The following is a 15,305-nucleotide window of genomic DNA, read 5'->3' on the forward strand; positions in this document are numbered from 1 at the left end:
TTGCAACAATATTGCATTTCGTATCGTCATATCGTTTTTCGGCACCATGAGGGGAGCGCGGGTGGGTCACACAATCATGCGGCAACGCAAGGATCGGTCGGTTTTCAAGCTTCTGGTGATTGCGCTGGCCATGGCGACATCGCTGGCGGGCTGCTCCAGCACCGGTTCGAGTGGCGCTCGCGTGGTGGATCGCAACAACACCGTGCCCAAGCGCCCGACCGTTACCTCAGGCCAATATGTGGTCAAGCCCGGCGATACCCTGTATTCCATCGCCTTCCGCTACGGTTGGGACTACAAAGAGCTGGCCGCGCGCAACGGCATCGCGGCGCCCTATACCATTCGCCCCGGCCAGCCGATCCGCTTCAGCAGCGGCAGCGGTGGCAGCACCACGGTAGTGTCCAGCCCGTCCTCCTCGAGCAAGACCACGGTCACCCGCCGCCCGGTGGCAAGCACCTCCACGCCGCCTGCCAGCAATGGCGGTAAACCGGTCACCCCACCTGCGACGACGACTGCCCCAGTGATTACCCAGGTACCTGCCGCCGAGCGTTCGGTAGGGGGCTGGAGCTGGCCTGCCAATGGTGTGCTGATTGGAAAATTCGCTTCAAACGGTAGTTTGAATAAAGGCATTGATATCGCCGGTGATTTGGGACAGCCTGTTTTTGCTGCGTCTGGTGGTTCAGTGGTGTATGCCGGAAGTGGCTTGAGGGGCTACGGCGAGCTGATCATCATCAAGCACAACGATACCTACGTCAGTGCCTACGGTCATAACCGCAGGCTTTTGGTTCGGGAGGGGCAGCAGGTCAAGGCAGGGCAGACGATCGCTGAAATGGGGTCCACGGGCACTGATCGGGTGAAGCTGCATTTCGAGATTCGCCGCCAGGGCAAACCCGTCGATCCGCTCCAGTTCTTGCCACGTCGTTGATCTTTGCACCCAGCCTGTTCCTGCTGACGTAGAGGGGACAGGCTCCAGCGCTGCCAGGGAAACAGGTGCCGCTCGAGTCTGAGTTCGAACTCAGCAAAGGACTATAACAATGGCTCTCAGCAAAGAAGTGCCGGAGTTTGACATCGACGATGACCTCCTGTTGATGGAGACGGGCATCGTTTTGGAAACGGATGTGGTGTCAGACGAACCTGCTGTACCTTCGGTTCGGACCAAGGCCAAACAAGGCTCATCGCTCAAACAGCACAAGTACATCGATTACAGCCGGGCGCTCGACGCCACCCAGCTGTATCTCAACGAAATCGGCTTTTCTCCGCTGCTCTCCCCCGAAGAGGAAGTGCATTACGCACGCCTGTCGCAAAAAGGCGATCCGGCTGGCCGTAAGCGCATGATCGAGAGCAACCTGCGCCTGGTGGTCAAGATTGCGCGCCGCTACGTCAATCGTGGCCTGTCGCTACTCGACCTGATCGAAGAGGGCAACCTCGGTCTGATCCGCGCGGTAGAAAAGTTCGATCCGGAGCGCGGTTTCCGTTTCTCGACCTATGCGACCTGGTGGATTCGCCAGACCATCGAACGGGCGATCATGAACCAGACCCGCACCATCCGCCTGCCGATCCACGTGGTCAAGGAGCTCAACGTCTACCTGCGTGCCGCGCGGGAGCTGACCCAGAAGCTCGACCACGAGCCTTCCCCGGAAGAAATCGCCGGGCTTTTGGAAAAACCCGTGGCCGAGGTCAAGCGCATGCTTGGGCTCAACGAGCGTGTCTCTTCGGTGGACGTTTCTCTCGGCCCGGACTCCGACAAGACCCTGCTCGACACGCTGACGGACGATCGCCCGACCGACCCGTGCGAGCTGCTGCAGGACGACGACCTCTCCCAGAGCATCGACCAATGGTTGGGTGAGTTGACCGACAAGCAGCGTGAGGTGGTGGTGCGTCGGTTCGGCTTGCGGGGCCACGAAAGCAGCACCCTTGAGGATGTAGGCCTGGAAATCGGCCTGACCCGAGAGCGCGTGCGGCAGATCCAGGTCGAGGGGCTCAAGCGTCTACGTGAAATCCTTGAAAAGAACGGCCTCTCGAGTGAGTCGCTGTTCCAGTAAGCGCAACCGCAACACAAAACGCCCCGATAATCTCGGGGCGTTTTTGTATCTGAGAGGATTGTTTATTTCGCTACCTACGTTGCTTTGCGTGTAAGAGATCGCTTACTCGTGGTGTAAGACTTCCCCGTAAGGATCAGTAAATCATTGTCGTTTCTAAGCTATCTATTTATGTAAGTAACTGAAAAGTAATGCCTTTTTAGGCATTAAAAGATGTGTCAGCTGTAGCGTTTTGAGAGGTTTAGCCCTTGCTCGCCGTGCTGGAGTGGCTAGTATTCGAACTGTGTCGACGGACCGGCACAGCCTTCACGGATGAAGGTCATGGACATCGCAAGATGCGATTCATCAGGATGATGTTTAGGACAAGCAGGGACTACGGAAAAAATGTGGGCGGGTCAAACCGCCCCTTTTTTTTGCCTTGAATTCAATGGCAGAGGCTGCGCTTCATGTGGCGTGCAGGGGCTATATCCGCTTGGCCTCGAACGAAGTGGTCCTGTCCCTTGGGCTGCTTTGCAGTCCATCGCCGGCTTTGGCAGTTTGTATGGCGCATTTCCAGAAATGAAAAAGGCCCCGTTTGGGGCCTTTTCGTATCCGGACGCTATCAGCGTTCCAGATCTGCAATCTTGCCAGGCTTGCCATCCCACTCTTCAGCGTCAGGGAGGGGATCCTTACGCTCAGTGATGTTCGGCCAGATCTCCGCCAGTTCGGCGTTGAGCTCGATGAAGTTCTCCATGCCGGCAGGCACTTCGTCTTCCGAGAAAATGGCTTGAGCTGGGCATTCCGGTTCGCACAGGGCGCAGTCGATGCACTCGTCCGGGTGGATGACCAGGAAGTTCGGGCCTTCGTAGAAGCAGTCCACCGGACAGACTTCCACGCAGTCGGTGTACTTGCATTTGATGCAGTTGTCGGTGACGACGAAGGTCATTTCTAATTCTCTCCTCAGGCGACGGCGGCGGCCCTTCCTCATCAGGGCCGCGCGGTTTACAGGCATTGGCTGCAGGCCAGGCTAATAACCTGCAGCACCAGCAAACCGCGGCGGATTCTACCAGTTTGTAGTGGGCGCCGTTATAACAGGTTTTTCAGTTGATATAGCGTTTCGATAGCTTGGCGCGGCGTCATGTTGTCCAGGTCCAGCTTGCCCAGCTTCTCGATGGCCGGATGTGGCAGGCTGGCGAACAGGTCGCTCTGATGCGGCACTTGCGGCTCGCCCTTGGCAGCCTTGATCGGCTGCTCATGGGGCAGGCTGGTGGTTTCCAGGCGGCCCAGGTGTTCACGGGCACGCTGGATCACCGGGGAAGGCACGCCAGCCAACTGCGCCACGGCCAGGCCGTAGCTCTGACTGGCAGGGCCCGGGAGGACGTGGTGCAGGAAGACGATCCGCTCGTTGTGCTCGGTGGCGTTCAGGTGCACGTTGGCCACCAGCGGCTCACTCTCCGGCAGCACGGTTAGCTCGAAGTAATGCGTGGCGAACAGGGTATAGGCACGCAATTGGGCCAGGCGCTCGGCCGCAGCCCAGGCCAGGGAAAGCCCGTCGAAGGTACTGGTGCCACGGCCCACTTCGTCCATCAGCACCAGGCTGCGGTCGGTGGCGTTGTGCAGGATGTTCGCGGTTTCGCTCATCTCGACCATGAAGGTCGAGCGGCCGCCGGCCAGGTCGTCGCTGGAGCCGATGCGGGTGAAGATGCGGTCGACCAGCGACAGCTCGCAGCGCGCCGCCGGTACGAAGCTGCCGATGTGCGCCATCAGCACGATCAACGCGGTCTGGCGCATGTAGGTGGATTTACCACCCATGTTCGGGCCGGTGATGATCAGCATGCGTGTGCTGTTGTCCAGCGCCAGGTCGTTGGCCACGAATGGTGTGGTGAGTACCTGTTCGACGACCGGATGGCGACCCTGCTCGATGCGCAGGCACGGCTCGTCGACGAAGCTTGGGCAGTTCAGGTCCAGGTTCAGGGCGCGTTCGGCCAGGTTGCTCAGCACGTCCAGCTCGGCCAGGGCGGCGGCGCTGTCCTGCAGCGGTGCCAGGTGGCCGATCAAAGTCTCGAGCAAGGCGTCATAGAGCATCTTTTCCCGGGCCAGGGCGCGGCTCTTGGCCGACAGCGCCTTGTCCTCGAAGGCCTTGAGCTCGGGTGTGATGAAGCGCTCTGCGCCTTTGAGGGTCTGGCGGCGGATGTAGTCGGCTGGCGCCTGCTCGGCTTGCTTGGTGGGCAGCTCGATGAAGTAGCCGTGCACGCGGTTGTAACCGACCTTGAGGTTGGCCAGGCCGGTGCGGGCCTTCTCACGGGCTTCCAGATCGATGAGGAACTGGCCGGCGTTCTCGCTCATGGCCAGCAGCTCGTCCAGCTCGGTGTCGTAGCCGGTCTTGAGCACGCCGCCGTCGCGGATCACCGCTGGCGGGTTGTCCAGGATTGCCCGTTCCAACAGGCTGGCGAGCTCCGGGTAGGTGCCGGCGATGGCGGCCAGGCGTGCCAGGTGCGGCGCTTCGAGCTCGGCCATGGCGTTCTGCAGCTCGGGCAGGGCGCCGAGGGCATCGCGCAGGCGCGCCAGATCTCGTGGGCGGGCGTTACGCAGGCCGATGCGGGCGAGGATCCGTTCGATATCGCCGATTTCCTTGAGCTGCGGTTGCAGCTTCTCGAAGCGGTAGCCGTCGAGCAGGCAGCGGATCGAATCCTGGCGAGCCTTGAGCACCTTGAGGTCGCGCAGCGGGCGGTTCAGCCAACGGGTCAACAGGCGACTGGCCATGGCGGTCTGGCAACGGTCGATCACCGATTGCAGGGTATTTTCGCGCCCCCCGGCCAGGTTGATGTCCAGCTCCAGGTTGCGACGGCTGGCGCCATCCAGGATTACGGTGTCATCCATGCGCTCATGACGCAGGCTGCGCAGGTGAGGCAGGGTGGTGCGTTGGGTTTCCTTCGCGTAGGTCAGCAGGCAGCCGGCGGCGCCGATGGCCAGGGTCAGCTTGTCGCAGCCAAAGCCTTTGAGGTCTTGGGTCGCGAATTGCTGGCACAGGCTCTTGCGCGCCGAGTCGCGGTCGAAGTCCCAGGGCGCGCGGCGGCGGCAGCCCGGGCGTTTCTCGGCCGGCAGGCCTTGCGGCCAGTCGTCGGGGATCAACAGTTCCACCGGGTTGATGCGTTCGAGTTCGGCCAGGAGGTTTTCCCAGCCTTTGATCTCCTGCACGGTGAAGTTGCCGCTGGTGATATCCAGCACGGCCAGGCCGAACAGACGCTCGTCCCCGAGCAGCGCGGCGATCAAGTTGTCGCGGCGCTCGTCGAGCAGCGCTTCGTCGCTGACCGTGCCGGGGGTGATGATCCGCACCACTTGGCGTTCCACCGGGCCCTTGCTGGTGGCCGGGTCGCCGATCTGCTCGCAGATCACCACCGACTCGCCCAGCTTGACCAGCTTGGCCAGATAGCCTTCCAGCGAGTGGAAGGGAATCCCGCACATGGGGATCGACTGGCCGGCGGACTGGCCACGGGCGGTCAGGGTGATATCCAGCAGTTTGGCGGCTTTCTTGGCATCTTCGTAGAAGATCTCGTAGAAATCGCCCATGCGGTAGAACATCAGCTGGTCTGGGTGCTGGTTTTTCAGCTTCCAGTACTGCTGCATCATTGGTGTGTGTGCGGAAAGGTCAGACATTCAAGGCCTTGAAGCTGTCTCAGACAAAATGCGAAACGCCCAAGTCTACAGGTTCTTGTCAGCCGGGCACAGGCCGCTTTGGCCACTTCGGCCTCGTTGAAAGCGCTCAAGCCCCGCCTAGCAAGGCGCGGGGCTTGAGCGTGTCAGGTAGGGGTTAGCGGCGCTGCCAGACCACCGGGAACCAGTCCTCGCGCATGCGTTCGCCGTCGCTCAAATTGATGCCAGGGAAGGGTGGCGAAGTGCGCCCCGGACGCTGCACGTAGCGTACGTCATCTCCCAAAAAGCGGGTGGAAAAGGCGCGGCGCCGGTTCGTGCCTGTGTTGCCGGCGGCGCCATGCACGGTGCGGAAATCGAAAACGATGGCATCGCCAGGTTCCATTTCAGGGGAAAGGATCTGGTACTCGCCGTTCTCGACGTCCGGCATGTCCATGAACAGGTTCTGGCCATCGGCGTCGGTGGCACCATAGAAGTCCTGATTGCTGGCCCAGCGTTTGGGGCGTACGGGCTTGGGCCAGCGGTGCGAGCCGAGCACCACGCTCAAGGTATTGTGACGGGTAACCGGGTCCAGCGGGATCCAGTAACTGGCGGTCTGCAGGCCCTGGACACAGTAGTAGGGCAGGTCCTGGTGCCAAGGGGTGGGCTTGGCGGTGCCGGGCTCCTTCACCAGGATGTGGTCGTGGAACACCTGTACCTGCTGCGAGCCCATCAACTCGCCGGCAAGCCCTGCGGCCGGGGAGTTCAGCACGAAGTCAGTGAATGCCGGGATGCGCTGCCAGTTGCAATAGTCTTCGAAGAATCGGCCGCTCTCGCCGGAGCCGACGTTCTCGATGGCGAAGGCACTGGGTTCGGCCAGGTTCTGCTCGAAGCCTTCGCGCAGGCGTTCGATCCAGTCCTTGAACACGCCGCGCAGGATCACCGCGCCGTCTCGCTGGAAATCTTCGATGTGGGGATTCATGGGGCAGCCCTCTCGTTGTTGTTGTCGTGGCACCAGCATCGGGTGCCGCCGAGGGCCGGGTAAATCACAGAATTCCTATGCGCCACTATAGCTATTCTGTATGCCCCACCTTGTTGTCTTGCCCTGCGATTGGCCGGTTAATAGCCCTGCGCCCTGCGTTTTCCGGGCCTTGCGAGAACCCTTCAACGGCAGCGCGACTGCCGGCCAAGAACAAGAACAATGAGGAGTCCCTGGGATGAACGATCACAACAACTTGCGACGAGGCCTGAGTACCCGGCATATCCGCTTCATGGCATTGGGATCGGCGATCGGCACCGGGCTGTTCTACGGCTCGGCGTCGGCGATCAAGCTGGCCGGGCCGTCGGTACTGCTGGCCTACCTGATCGGCGGCGCGGCGATCTACATGATGATGCGTGCCCTCGGTGAAATGGCGGTGCGCAACCCGGTGTCCGGCTCCTTCGGGCAGTACACCAGCCAATACCTGGGGCGCTACCTGGGCTTTCTGACCGGCTGGAGCTATGCATTCTCCATGCTGGTGGTGTGCCTGGCGGATGTCACGGCATTCGGGGTGTACATGGGCTTGTGGTTCCCCGACACACCGCGCTGGATCTGGGTACTGGGGATCGTCTGCTTCATCGGCGCGCTGAACCTGTGCAGCGTGAAGGTGTTCGGCGAGATGGAATTCTGGCTCTCGTTGCTCAAGGTCACCGCAATCATCGCGATGATCGCGGCCGGTGGCGCGGTATTGCTGTTCGGCATCCAGCTGGGTAACGGCGCCGAGACGGTCACGGGGCTGTCCAACCTGTGGACTCATGGCGGGTTCTTCCCCAATGGGATCGGCGGCATGATCGCCTCCTTCACGGTCGTGATGTTCGCCTTCGGCGGCGTCGAAATGATCGGTATCACCGCCGGCGAAGCCAAGGACCCCAAGCGCGTGCTACCCAAGGCGATCAACTCGGTGCCGCTGCGTATCCTGCTGTTCTATGTGCTCACGCTGGTGGTGCTGATGGCGATTTACCCCTGGACCAACATCGGCAGCCAGGGCAGCCCGTTCGTGCAGATCTTCAGTGGTCTGGGCATAGATTCAGCGGCAACCCTGCTCAACATCGTGGTGATTTCAGCGGCGGTATCTGCGATCAACAGCGACATCTTCAGCGCCGGACGCATGATGTACGGCATGGCCCAGAACGGCCAGGCACCGGTCGGCTTCTCCCGCTTGTCGCGCTTCGGCGTGCCCTGGATGACCGTGCTGGTAATGGGTGTCGCACTCTTGCTGGGTGTAGTGCTGAACTACCTGGCGCCGGAGAACTTGTTCCTGATCCTTGCCGCCGTGGTGACCTTCTCGATCGTCTGGGTGTGGTTGATGATCCTGCTGTCTCAGGTGGCCATGCGTCGTGGCATGAACCGCGAGGAAATCGCCGCGCTGGACTTCCCGGTGCCGTTGTGGCCCGTCGGGCCGGCCCTGGCGATCGTGTTCATGTTGTTCATCTTCGGCGTGCTGGGCTGGTTCCCGGATACGCGCACCGCGATGTACGTCGGCCTGGGCTGGTTGGCCCTGCTGTCGGTCGGCTACTGGCTGTGGGTGGCGCGCCAGCCACGCCAGGCGCCGGTCAACGCCTGAGTCAGACGGAAAACAGCTCGCTGGCCCAGCGCAGGAATGCCTGGGCCGCAGGGGAGGGGCGCATGGCGCTCGATTGCGCCAGTACCACCGACTGCGGGCTGACGGCTTCACGCAGAGGCCGGCACGCCAGTGGCCGGCCATCGTAGCTCTGGTCGCCCGCAGGCCGTGTGCATGAGAGCGCCACGCCATAGCCATGGGCGACCAGCCCGCGCTGCATCTCGAAGGTCTGGGTCAGTTGCTGGGCGCGTGGCTGCAGGTCGTGGGCCCAGAACAGCGAGAGGAAGTACTCGCGGGTTCGCGCGATGTCTTCGAGGATCAGGCACTCCTCGGCCAGGTCGGCCAACGATACCTGCTCCTGGCGGGCCAAGGGATGGTCCGCCGGCAACAGGGCATACGGCGCCACCTGTGCCAGAACTCGGCGCTCGATCTGTGGGTCCAGGCCCACGTCATAAGTCAGCGCCAATTCTGCCTTGCCCTCGTTCAAGCGCCGGTTGACCCCGGCAAGGTCGGTTTCGAACAAAGTCATGGCGACTTCCGGGTGGCGCTGGCGAAAGCCACTGAGCAGGCGCGGCGCGTACCACGGGCCCAGGTCTTGGAAGCAGATCAGGCTGAGATTGCCGCGCAGCACTTGTGGCTCATCCCCCGCACTGCGTATGCCGGCCGCCATGGCCAGGATCTCGCGTGCCTGCTCCAGTAGTTGCCGCCCCGCCGGGCTCAGCTCCAGGCCCCGGCTGGCCTGACGCAGGAACAGTTTTTCGCCCAGGATGGCCTCGAGCTGCGAGATCGCCAGCGACACCGAGGGCTGGGAGATGTGCTTGGCTCGCGCCGCGGCGCTGACGCTGCCCTGTTCGGCGGTGGCGACGAAGTACTCGAGCTGGCGAAAGGTAAAGCCGATCATTGTTGTCTTGACCTCGCTATCGCGGGGAGTCTTCCCGCGGTGTAGGGCTCATGAGAGTACAAGGAAATCCCCACGGTCGGGCGATGGGTATAAGAGAAAGCACGCGCACGGATTGCATTTGCGCTGCGGCACATCCATTATGCACGGTATGCAAAAACGCAACGTAGCCACCGTACTCAAAGCACTGCTCGACCGCCACGGCCTGTCACCGACGGAGCTGCACCGGCGCACGGGCGTTCCCCAATCCACGTTGTCGCGCATCCTCAGCGAGAAGATCGTCGACCCGTCCGACAAGCATGTGTCGAAGATCGCCGAGTACTTCGGCGTCAGTACCGACCAACTGCGCGGGCGCGTCGAGCTGGGCGAGTCCCGCGAGGCGGCGCAGCCGGCCCATGGCCATGCGGACCTGAGCGACATCAGCCTGTGGGACGACGAAACCCCCGTCGAGGATGACGAGGTATCCGTTCCTTTTCTTCGAGAGGTTGAATTGGCAGCAGGATCAGGAAGATTCGTCATCGAGGAAAGCGAGAAGGCCCGCCTGCGCTTCGGCAAGCGCAGCCTGCGCCACAATGGCGTCCAGTTCGACCAGGCCAAGTGTGTGACCGTGCGCGGCAACAGTATGTTGCCGGTACTGCGTGATGGCGCGACGGTCGGAGTCAACACCGGCAAATGCGCGATCGGCGACATCATCGATGGTGACCTCTACGCCATCAACCACAATGGCCAGTTACGTGTGAAACAGGTCTACCGTCTGCCCACCGGTATTCGTTTGCGCAGCTTCAATCGCGATGAACACCCTGACGAGGACTACAGCTTCCAGCAGATGCAGGAAGAGCAGATCAGCCTGTTGGGCCATGTGTTCTGGTGGGGCATGTACGCTCGCTGAGGCATCTCCTTTTCAAGAAAACCCGCTTCGGCGGGTTTTTTTTCGTCCGCAGAAAATCCCTACAAGCCACGTCGTGCATAGCCTTCATGCATTTCAGCAAATTTTATTCGTTAGAAATATGAATTTATGCATTGACTGAATATGCATAAGTGCATAATCTGTGTCTCAAGCCGGTCGACACCGGTTGTTACACAGGCAGCGATGAACAGGCCTCGACTGTTCAGAGGGTTGGCAACTGGCCCGGGTGTGCAGCGTAAAGCACCACGAACAGTTATCCGGCGGGCAGGTGGCCGCGGTCGGAGACACCAATTCGAAGCGGAACCGCCAGGCGTCACCAGATGTGGCCGGCGGTTCGACAACGCATTACTGAAAAGCCTGGCAGCCCGGGCTTTTTGGAATGCCGAGTTCATACACAACCGTCCCGCCGGTAGCACCGGCGGGCATTCATACAGGAGGCAGGACAGTGACGAACGAGCAACAGACGTTGCTGGAGATACCGCTCTGGCTGGTGATCGTCCTGGCATTGCTGGGCGGCCTGAGCGGTGAGATGTGGCGTGCCGACAAGGCTGGCGCGCGAGGATGGGCGCTGGTGCGCCGGCTGGCGTTGCGATCCGGGGCTTGCATGGTCTGCGGGGTCTCGACGGTGATGCTGCTGTACGCCAGCGGCATGTCGATCTGGAGCGCCAGCGCCTTTGGCTGCATGACTGCCATGGCAGGCGCCGACGTAGCTATCGGGCTCTACGAGCGCTGGGCGGCCAAACGCCTGGGGTTGCGTGATGTGCCCCAGGCCGATGAGCGATAGGAGGCATTGCAATGAGCGAACTGGCCACTTTGCATGCGGCCCTGACCGCAACGATTCGTGAGGCGATTCCTGAACTTGCGTCAGTCGATATCGCTTCTGATGTCGAGAGCAGCACCGTCCTGCCGTCGCTGCGCCATGGCATCGTGCGCATGACCGCGGACGCCGCGCCACGGGATGGGCGCTCGGTGCTGGTCACCACCTTCGAGGCGGATATCACCCCCGACCTCGGCGACCCCGATGCACGCCTGCAGGGAAGCCTGCTGGCCGCACAACTGATGGACCTGCTGCGCCAGCAGTATTGGGGCCTGGATTTTGTCGAGGCCAGCCGCAATGCGCTGGCGCAGTTCGAGGGTGGCCACTGGATTGTCCGTTGGGAGCAGCCGGTGCTGTTGGGCGAGCCCCAGTGGCACTGGCCTGATCAGCCGCCCGGCATGCTGATGTTGGGCATCGACCCGGACACCGGGTCGGGCAACGAGCACCGCTATATCGCTGCAGAGGACATCCCATGAGCTACGCCAGCGCGATGCATGACCGGATGCTGGCCAGCCTGGTCATCCCTTGCCGCGTTGTTGCGGTAGACCTGGCCGCAGCTCGGGTGCGGGTATCCGATGGAGCCTGGACCAGTGCCTGGTTGCGCTGGCATTGCCTGGCCGCCGGTAAGGCACGTCACTGGCGGGCACCGAGCCTGGGCGAGCAGGGCGTGTTGATCAGCCCCAGCGGTGAGCCGGCCCAGGGCACTTTCGTGCCGGGTCTTTACGGCAATGCCGGCAGCGCGCCGGACAACCGCGACCATGTGGAGGTGTGGCGGTTCGAGGACGGCGGCTCGCTCGCCTATGACTGGCAGGCCAAGCGCTACGACATCCACCTGCCTGCCGGCAACGCCAGCATCAAGGTAGGCGCCAGCACCCTACGCGTCAGCGAGGGTGCCATCGAGCTCGACGCCACGGCTATCACCCTGACCGGCCAGGTCGCCATCAACGGGCCGCTGACCGTCAGCGGCGACATCAACGGCGGCGGCAGGATCATCGACACCGCTGGCAACACCGCTAACCACAAGCATTGATTGAGGCCCCCCTGCATCGGAAATGCCGGCGCTGACAAGCAGGTTTCCTGCTCCGTGGCGTCTGTATCGCGGGTTTAGCCGCGAACAGGTGCAGGCCTTAACCAGGAGAGACTCTTAAATGCGATTCCACCAACGGACCTCGCACCTTGCAACAGGAGGCGCACCATGATCGGCATGGACCGCCGCACCGGCCAACCTTTGGCCGGCATCGCCCACCTTCGTCAGTCCATCGAGGACATCCTTTCCACCCCGCAAGGCAGCCGGCGCATGCGCCCCGAGTACGGTAGCCAGTTGCGTCGCTACGTCGACTTGCCCGTCAACGACGGCTGGAAGAGCGCCGTGCAAGCGGAAGTCGCCCGCGCCTTGGGGCGTTGGGAGCCGCGTCTGAAGCTTGAGCGGGTGCGTGTGCTGTCGGTGCTCGACGGCCAGGTCAACCTCGCCCTCAGCGGCCGTTACCTGGGCGATGACGCCCTGGTGGAGGTCAGCATATGAGCCAGGTGGACTTGTCGAAACTCCCTGCGCCTCAGTTGCTCGAAGACCTTGACTACGAGGCGCTGTACCAAGCCGACCTGGAGACCTTCCGCGCCCAGATGGGCGACGGCTGGACCGCCCAGTTGGAAAGCGATCCGGTAACCAAGCTGCTGGAGGTCGGGGCCTACCGCAAGCTGCTCAACCGCGCCCGTATCAACGACGCGGCCAAGGCGCTGCTGCTGGCCTACGCTCAAGGGAGCGACCTCGACCAACTGGCGGCCAACGTCAATCTCCAGCGCCTGGTGGTCCAGGCCGAGGACCTGCAGGCGGTTCCACCGCTGGCGCAGGTGTTGGAAGCCGACGACGCCCTGCGCGAGCGGGTGCAACTGGTCTACGAAGGTCTGACCACCGCCGGCCCGCGCAACAGCTACATCTTGCATGCCCGCAACGCTTCGGGGCTGGTCGCTGACGCGACCGCTGAAAGTCCGTCTCCAGCGGTGGTAGATGTCACCGTGCTGAGCCTTGAGGGTGACGGCGTGGCCAGCGCTGAACTGCTGGAGCAGGTCAGGGTGTATCTCAACGACGACGACATCCGCCCGGTGGCCGATAGGGTCAACGTGCGCAGTGCACAGGTGCTGCCGTATCGCATCGATGCGGTGGTCTACATGACCGACAAGGGGCCGGAATCTGAGGCCGTTCTGGCCGAGTGCAAGCGCCGCCTGAATGCCTGGGTCAATCCGCGTCGTCGCTTGGGCCTGGAGGTGGCACGTTCCGGCATCGATGCCCAGTTGCATATCGACGGTGTCAGCCGGGTGGAGTTGGGCGGATGGATTGATTTGCGCCCGACCAAAGCCCAGGCGGCTTGGTGCACGGGAATCGATGTGAAGCGGGGAGCCTGACATGCCAAGTCTGCTTCCCCTTAATCAAACACCTCTGGAACGGGCCATCGAGCGGGCCGGCGAGGAAGACCTGAGTGTCGATCTTCGTCTGCTCTATAGCCCGGATAACTGTCCATCACACCTGCTTTATCAACTGGCCTGGACCTGGTCGGTAGACCGCTGGGATGACGGCTGGAGCGACACCATCAAGCGTGCGGTGATCCGCTCGGCTTTTTTCGTCCATGCCCACAAAGGCACCCTCGGCGCGTTGCGCAGGGTGGTCGAGCCATTCGGTTATCTGATCGAGGTCAAGGAATGGTGGAAGTCCGAGCCGCCGGAGGTCCCCGGTACGTTTGCCCTGATGATCGGAGTGTCCGATGCCGGCATCGACGAAGACACCTATGAGCAGCTGTCGTCATTGATCGACGACGCCAGGCCTGTCAGCCGCCACCTGACCGGCTTGACCATCAGCCTTGAAAGCCGTGGCGAGTTCCATTTTGGCTGCGCATGCCAGGACGGCGATGAACTGGACATCTACCCGCTGGCAGAGCGCGATCTTGAGGTCGTCGGCCTGATCAGCCGCGGCGGCCGTGAACATACAATCGATACCTTGGATATTGCACATGGTTGACCAGAATTCACAGTTCTACGCGATTCTCACCAATGTGGGCGCAGCGAAACAGGCAAATGCGGATGCCTTGGGTATCCCATGGAAAATCACTCAGATGGGAGTCGGTGACGCCAACGGGGCGGACCCGACTCCCAGCGCCAGTCAGACCAAGTTAATCAACGAGTGGCGTCGGGCTCCGCTGAACCAGCTGAAAGTGGATGATAAGAACAGCGCCATCATTGTTGCTGAACAAGTCATTCCGGCAGATGTTGGCGGCCGTTGGATTCGTGAGATCGCACTTTACGACGCAGACGGCGACATGATTGCCGTGGCCAATTGTGCGCCCACCTTCAAGCCATTGTTGAGCCAAGGCTCGGGGCGAACCCAGGTGGTGCGCATGAACCTTGTAGTCAGTAGCGCTGCCAATGTGCAGTTGAAGATCGACCCCAGCGTGGTGCTTGCCACTCGTGAGTGGGTGACCGAGGAACTTGCGAGGCAGGACTTCAAACACTCAGTGCAGGCGGCGACCACCGCGAATATCTCGCTCAGTGGCGTTCAACCCATCGATGGTGTGACGCTGGTGGCAGGAGCGCGGGTACTGGTGAAGAACCAGGCGCAAGCGAAGGATAACGGCCTTTATGAAATGGCTACTGGCGCCTGGACGCGTTGCATAGATGCCAATACGTCCGCCAAGGTTACGCCAGGGCTTCTGGTGCATGTCGAGCAGGGGACAGTCAACGGTGACAGTGCATGGCAGCTGGTCACCGATGGTGTGATCTCGCTGGGCGTGACAGCGTTGGTCTTCGAAATGGCGTTTGGCCGTACCGGAATTCTCGCGGGCACCTATCGTAGCGTCTCCGTGGACAAATATGGCCGAGTGGCAGCGGCTACCAACCCCACCACGGTTGCAGGCTATGGCCTGACCGACGTTTACACCAAGGCTCAAGTTGACACGGCGCTGGACCTCAAGGCCGATCTCGCTTCTCCGACTCTGAGCGGCACGCCGAAATCACCCACGCCGGCGATCAACAGTAACGATACGAGCATTGCCACAACTCAGTTTGCTCGACAGCTATTGGGTGCGTTTGGTTGGGGTGAGGGTGGCATCAGCGGTAGCAATCTACCCAGCGGAACCAATCTTAACAGTGTGACGAAGCCGGGTTCTTACGGACAGACAGCCAATGCCCAAGCCACTCTAATCCTCAATTACCCGGAGCCGGTGGCGGGTACTTTATTGGTGCAGGCCGCTTCCGCAACTATCTGCACGCAACTCTACATCACCTACAACAATGGGCGCGTGTACAGCCGTTCGTGTTATTCAGGTAACTGGTCGACGTGGGCCGAGCTGAGTCTCACCGATTCACCGATCTTTCGTGGAACGCCTACCGCCCCGACTGCGGTGAAGGGCACAAATACCCAGCAACTGGCGACGACCGCCTTTGTCCAGGG

14 protein-coding genes and 1 pseudogene are annotated in these 15,305 nt (G+C 61.7%); 11 read left to right on the forward strand and 4 right to left on the reverse strand.

Going from position 1 to position 15,305, the window contains the following annotated elements:
• Positions 1-61 precede the first annotated feature (61 nt).
• Positions 62-922, forward strand: a complete 861-nt coding sequence (locus DQ397_RS20545) for a peptidoglycan DD-metalloendopeptidase family protein (RefSeq protein WP_043208810.1) — start codon at positions 62-64, stop codon at positions 920-922.
• Positions 923-1,031: 109 nt separating this feature from the next.
• Complete coding sequence (gene rpoS / locus DQ397_RS20550; RefSeq protein WP_043208809.1) at positions 1,032-2,039, forward strand: RNA polymerase sigma factor RpoS; 1,008 nt, start codon at positions 1,032-1,034, stop codon at positions 2,037-2,039.
• 598 nt (positions 2,040-2,637) lie between these two features.
• Here the strand turns inward: rpoS and fdxA are convergent.
• From fdxA to DQ397_RS20565, 3 genes are all read right to left on the reverse strand, one after another.
• Entirely contained in the window at positions 2,638-2,961 is a 324-nt protein-coding gene (gene fdxA, locus DQ397_RS20555) for a ferredoxin FdxA (protein ID WP_043208808.1), read from the reverse strand.
• Positions 2,962-3,101: 140 nt separating this feature from the next.
• Positions 3,102-5,672: a DNA mismatch repair protein MutS gene (mutS, locus tag DQ397_RS20560; protein WP_043208806.1), complete on the reverse strand. Its 2,571-nt coding sequence runs from the start codon at positions 5,670-5,672 to the stop codon at positions 3,102-3,104.
• A gap of 154 nt (positions 5,673-5,826) precedes the next feature.
• Positions 5,827-6,627, reverse strand: coding sequence for a phytanoyl-CoA dioxygenase family protein (locus DQ397_RS20565; protein ID WP_043208804.1), 801 nt, complete (start codon positions 6,625-6,627; stop codon positions 5,827-5,829).
• A gap of 235 nt (positions 6,628-6,862) precedes the next feature.
• Here DQ397_RS20565 and DQ397_RS20570 point away from each other — a divergent pair, with 235 nt between their 5' ends.
• The gene (locus DQ397_RS20570) at positions 6,863-8,248 is read left to right on the forward strand and encodes an amino acid permease (protein WP_043208802.1); all 1,386 of its coding nucleotides are present in this window, start codon (positions 6,863-6,865) and stop codon (positions 8,246-8,248) included.
• Position 8,249: 1 nt separating this feature from the next.
• On the opposite strand, the gene DQ397_RS20575 is transcribed toward DQ397_RS20570, so the two are convergent.
• Entirely contained in the window at positions 8,250-9,146 is an 897-nt protein-coding gene (locus DQ397_RS20575; RefSeq protein WP_043208800.1) for a LysR substrate-binding domain-containing protein, read from the reverse strand.
• Positions 9,147-9,285: 139 nt separating this feature from the next.
• Here DQ397_RS20575 and DQ397_RS20580 point away from each other — a divergent pair, with 139 nt between their 5' ends.
• The 8 genes and pseudogenes from DQ397_RS20580 to DQ397_RS20615 all read left to right on the forward strand — a co-directional run.
• Positions 9,286-10,032 (forward strand): XRE family transcriptional regulator, encoded by a 747-nt coding sequence (locus DQ397_RS20580; protein ID WP_043208797.1) that lies wholly within the window; start codon positions 9,286-9,288, stop codon positions 10,030-10,032.
• Between the two features lie 463 nt (positions 10,033-10,495).
• On the forward strand, positions 10,496-10,834 hold the full coding sequence (locus tag DQ397_RS20585; RefSeq protein WP_043208794.1) for a phage holin family protein: 339 nt from the start codon (positions 10,496-10,498) through the stop codon (positions 10,832-10,834).
• 11 nt (positions 10,835-10,845) lie between these two features.
• Complete coding sequence (locus DQ397_RS20590) at positions 10,846-11,343, forward strand: hypothetical protein (RefSeq protein WP_043208792.1); 498 nt, start codon at positions 10,846-10,848, stop codon at positions 11,341-11,343.
• Positions 11,340-11,897, forward strand: a complete 558-nt coding sequence (locus DQ397_RS20595; RefSeq protein ID WP_043208791.1) for a phage baseplate assembly protein V — start codon at positions 11,340-11,342, stop codon at positions 11,895-11,897. Before DQ397_RS20590 ends, DQ397_RS20595 begins: the two co-directional genes overlap by 4 nt.
• Before the next feature lie 165 nt (positions 11,898-12,062).
• A complete protein-coding gene (locus tag DQ397_RS20600; protein WP_043208788.1) occupies positions 12,063-12,389 on the forward strand; it encodes a GPW/gp25 family protein in 327 nt (108 codons plus the stop codon).
• The gene (locus tag DQ397_RS20605; protein WP_043208786.1) at positions 12,386-13,267 is read left to right on the forward strand and encodes a baseplate J/gp47 family protein; all 882 of its coding nucleotides are present in this window, start codon (positions 12,386-12,388) and stop codon (positions 13,265-13,267) included. Before DQ397_RS20600 ends, DQ397_RS20605 begins: the two co-directional genes overlap by 4 nt.
• Position 13,268: 1 nt before the next feature.
• Complete coding sequence (locus DQ397_RS20610; protein WP_043208784.1) at positions 13,269-13,877, forward strand: phage tail protein I; 609 nt, start codon at positions 13,269-13,271, stop codon at positions 13,875-13,877.
• Positions 13,870-14,979: pseudogene (locus DQ397_RS20615) on the forward strand (phage tail protein); the annotation flags it as partial. The gene DQ397_RS20610 and the pseudogene DQ397_RS20615, both read left to right, overlap by 8 nt.
• Between the last annotated feature and the right edge of the window lie 326 nt (positions 14,980-15,305).

The sequence above is a fragment of the Pseudomonas sp. CK-NBRI-02 genome (genome assembly GCF_008124495.1).
Classification (GTDB): domain Bacteria; phylum Pseudomonadota; class Gammaproteobacteria; order Pseudomonadales; family Pseudomonadaceae; genus Aquipseudomonas; species Aquipseudomonas guariconensis.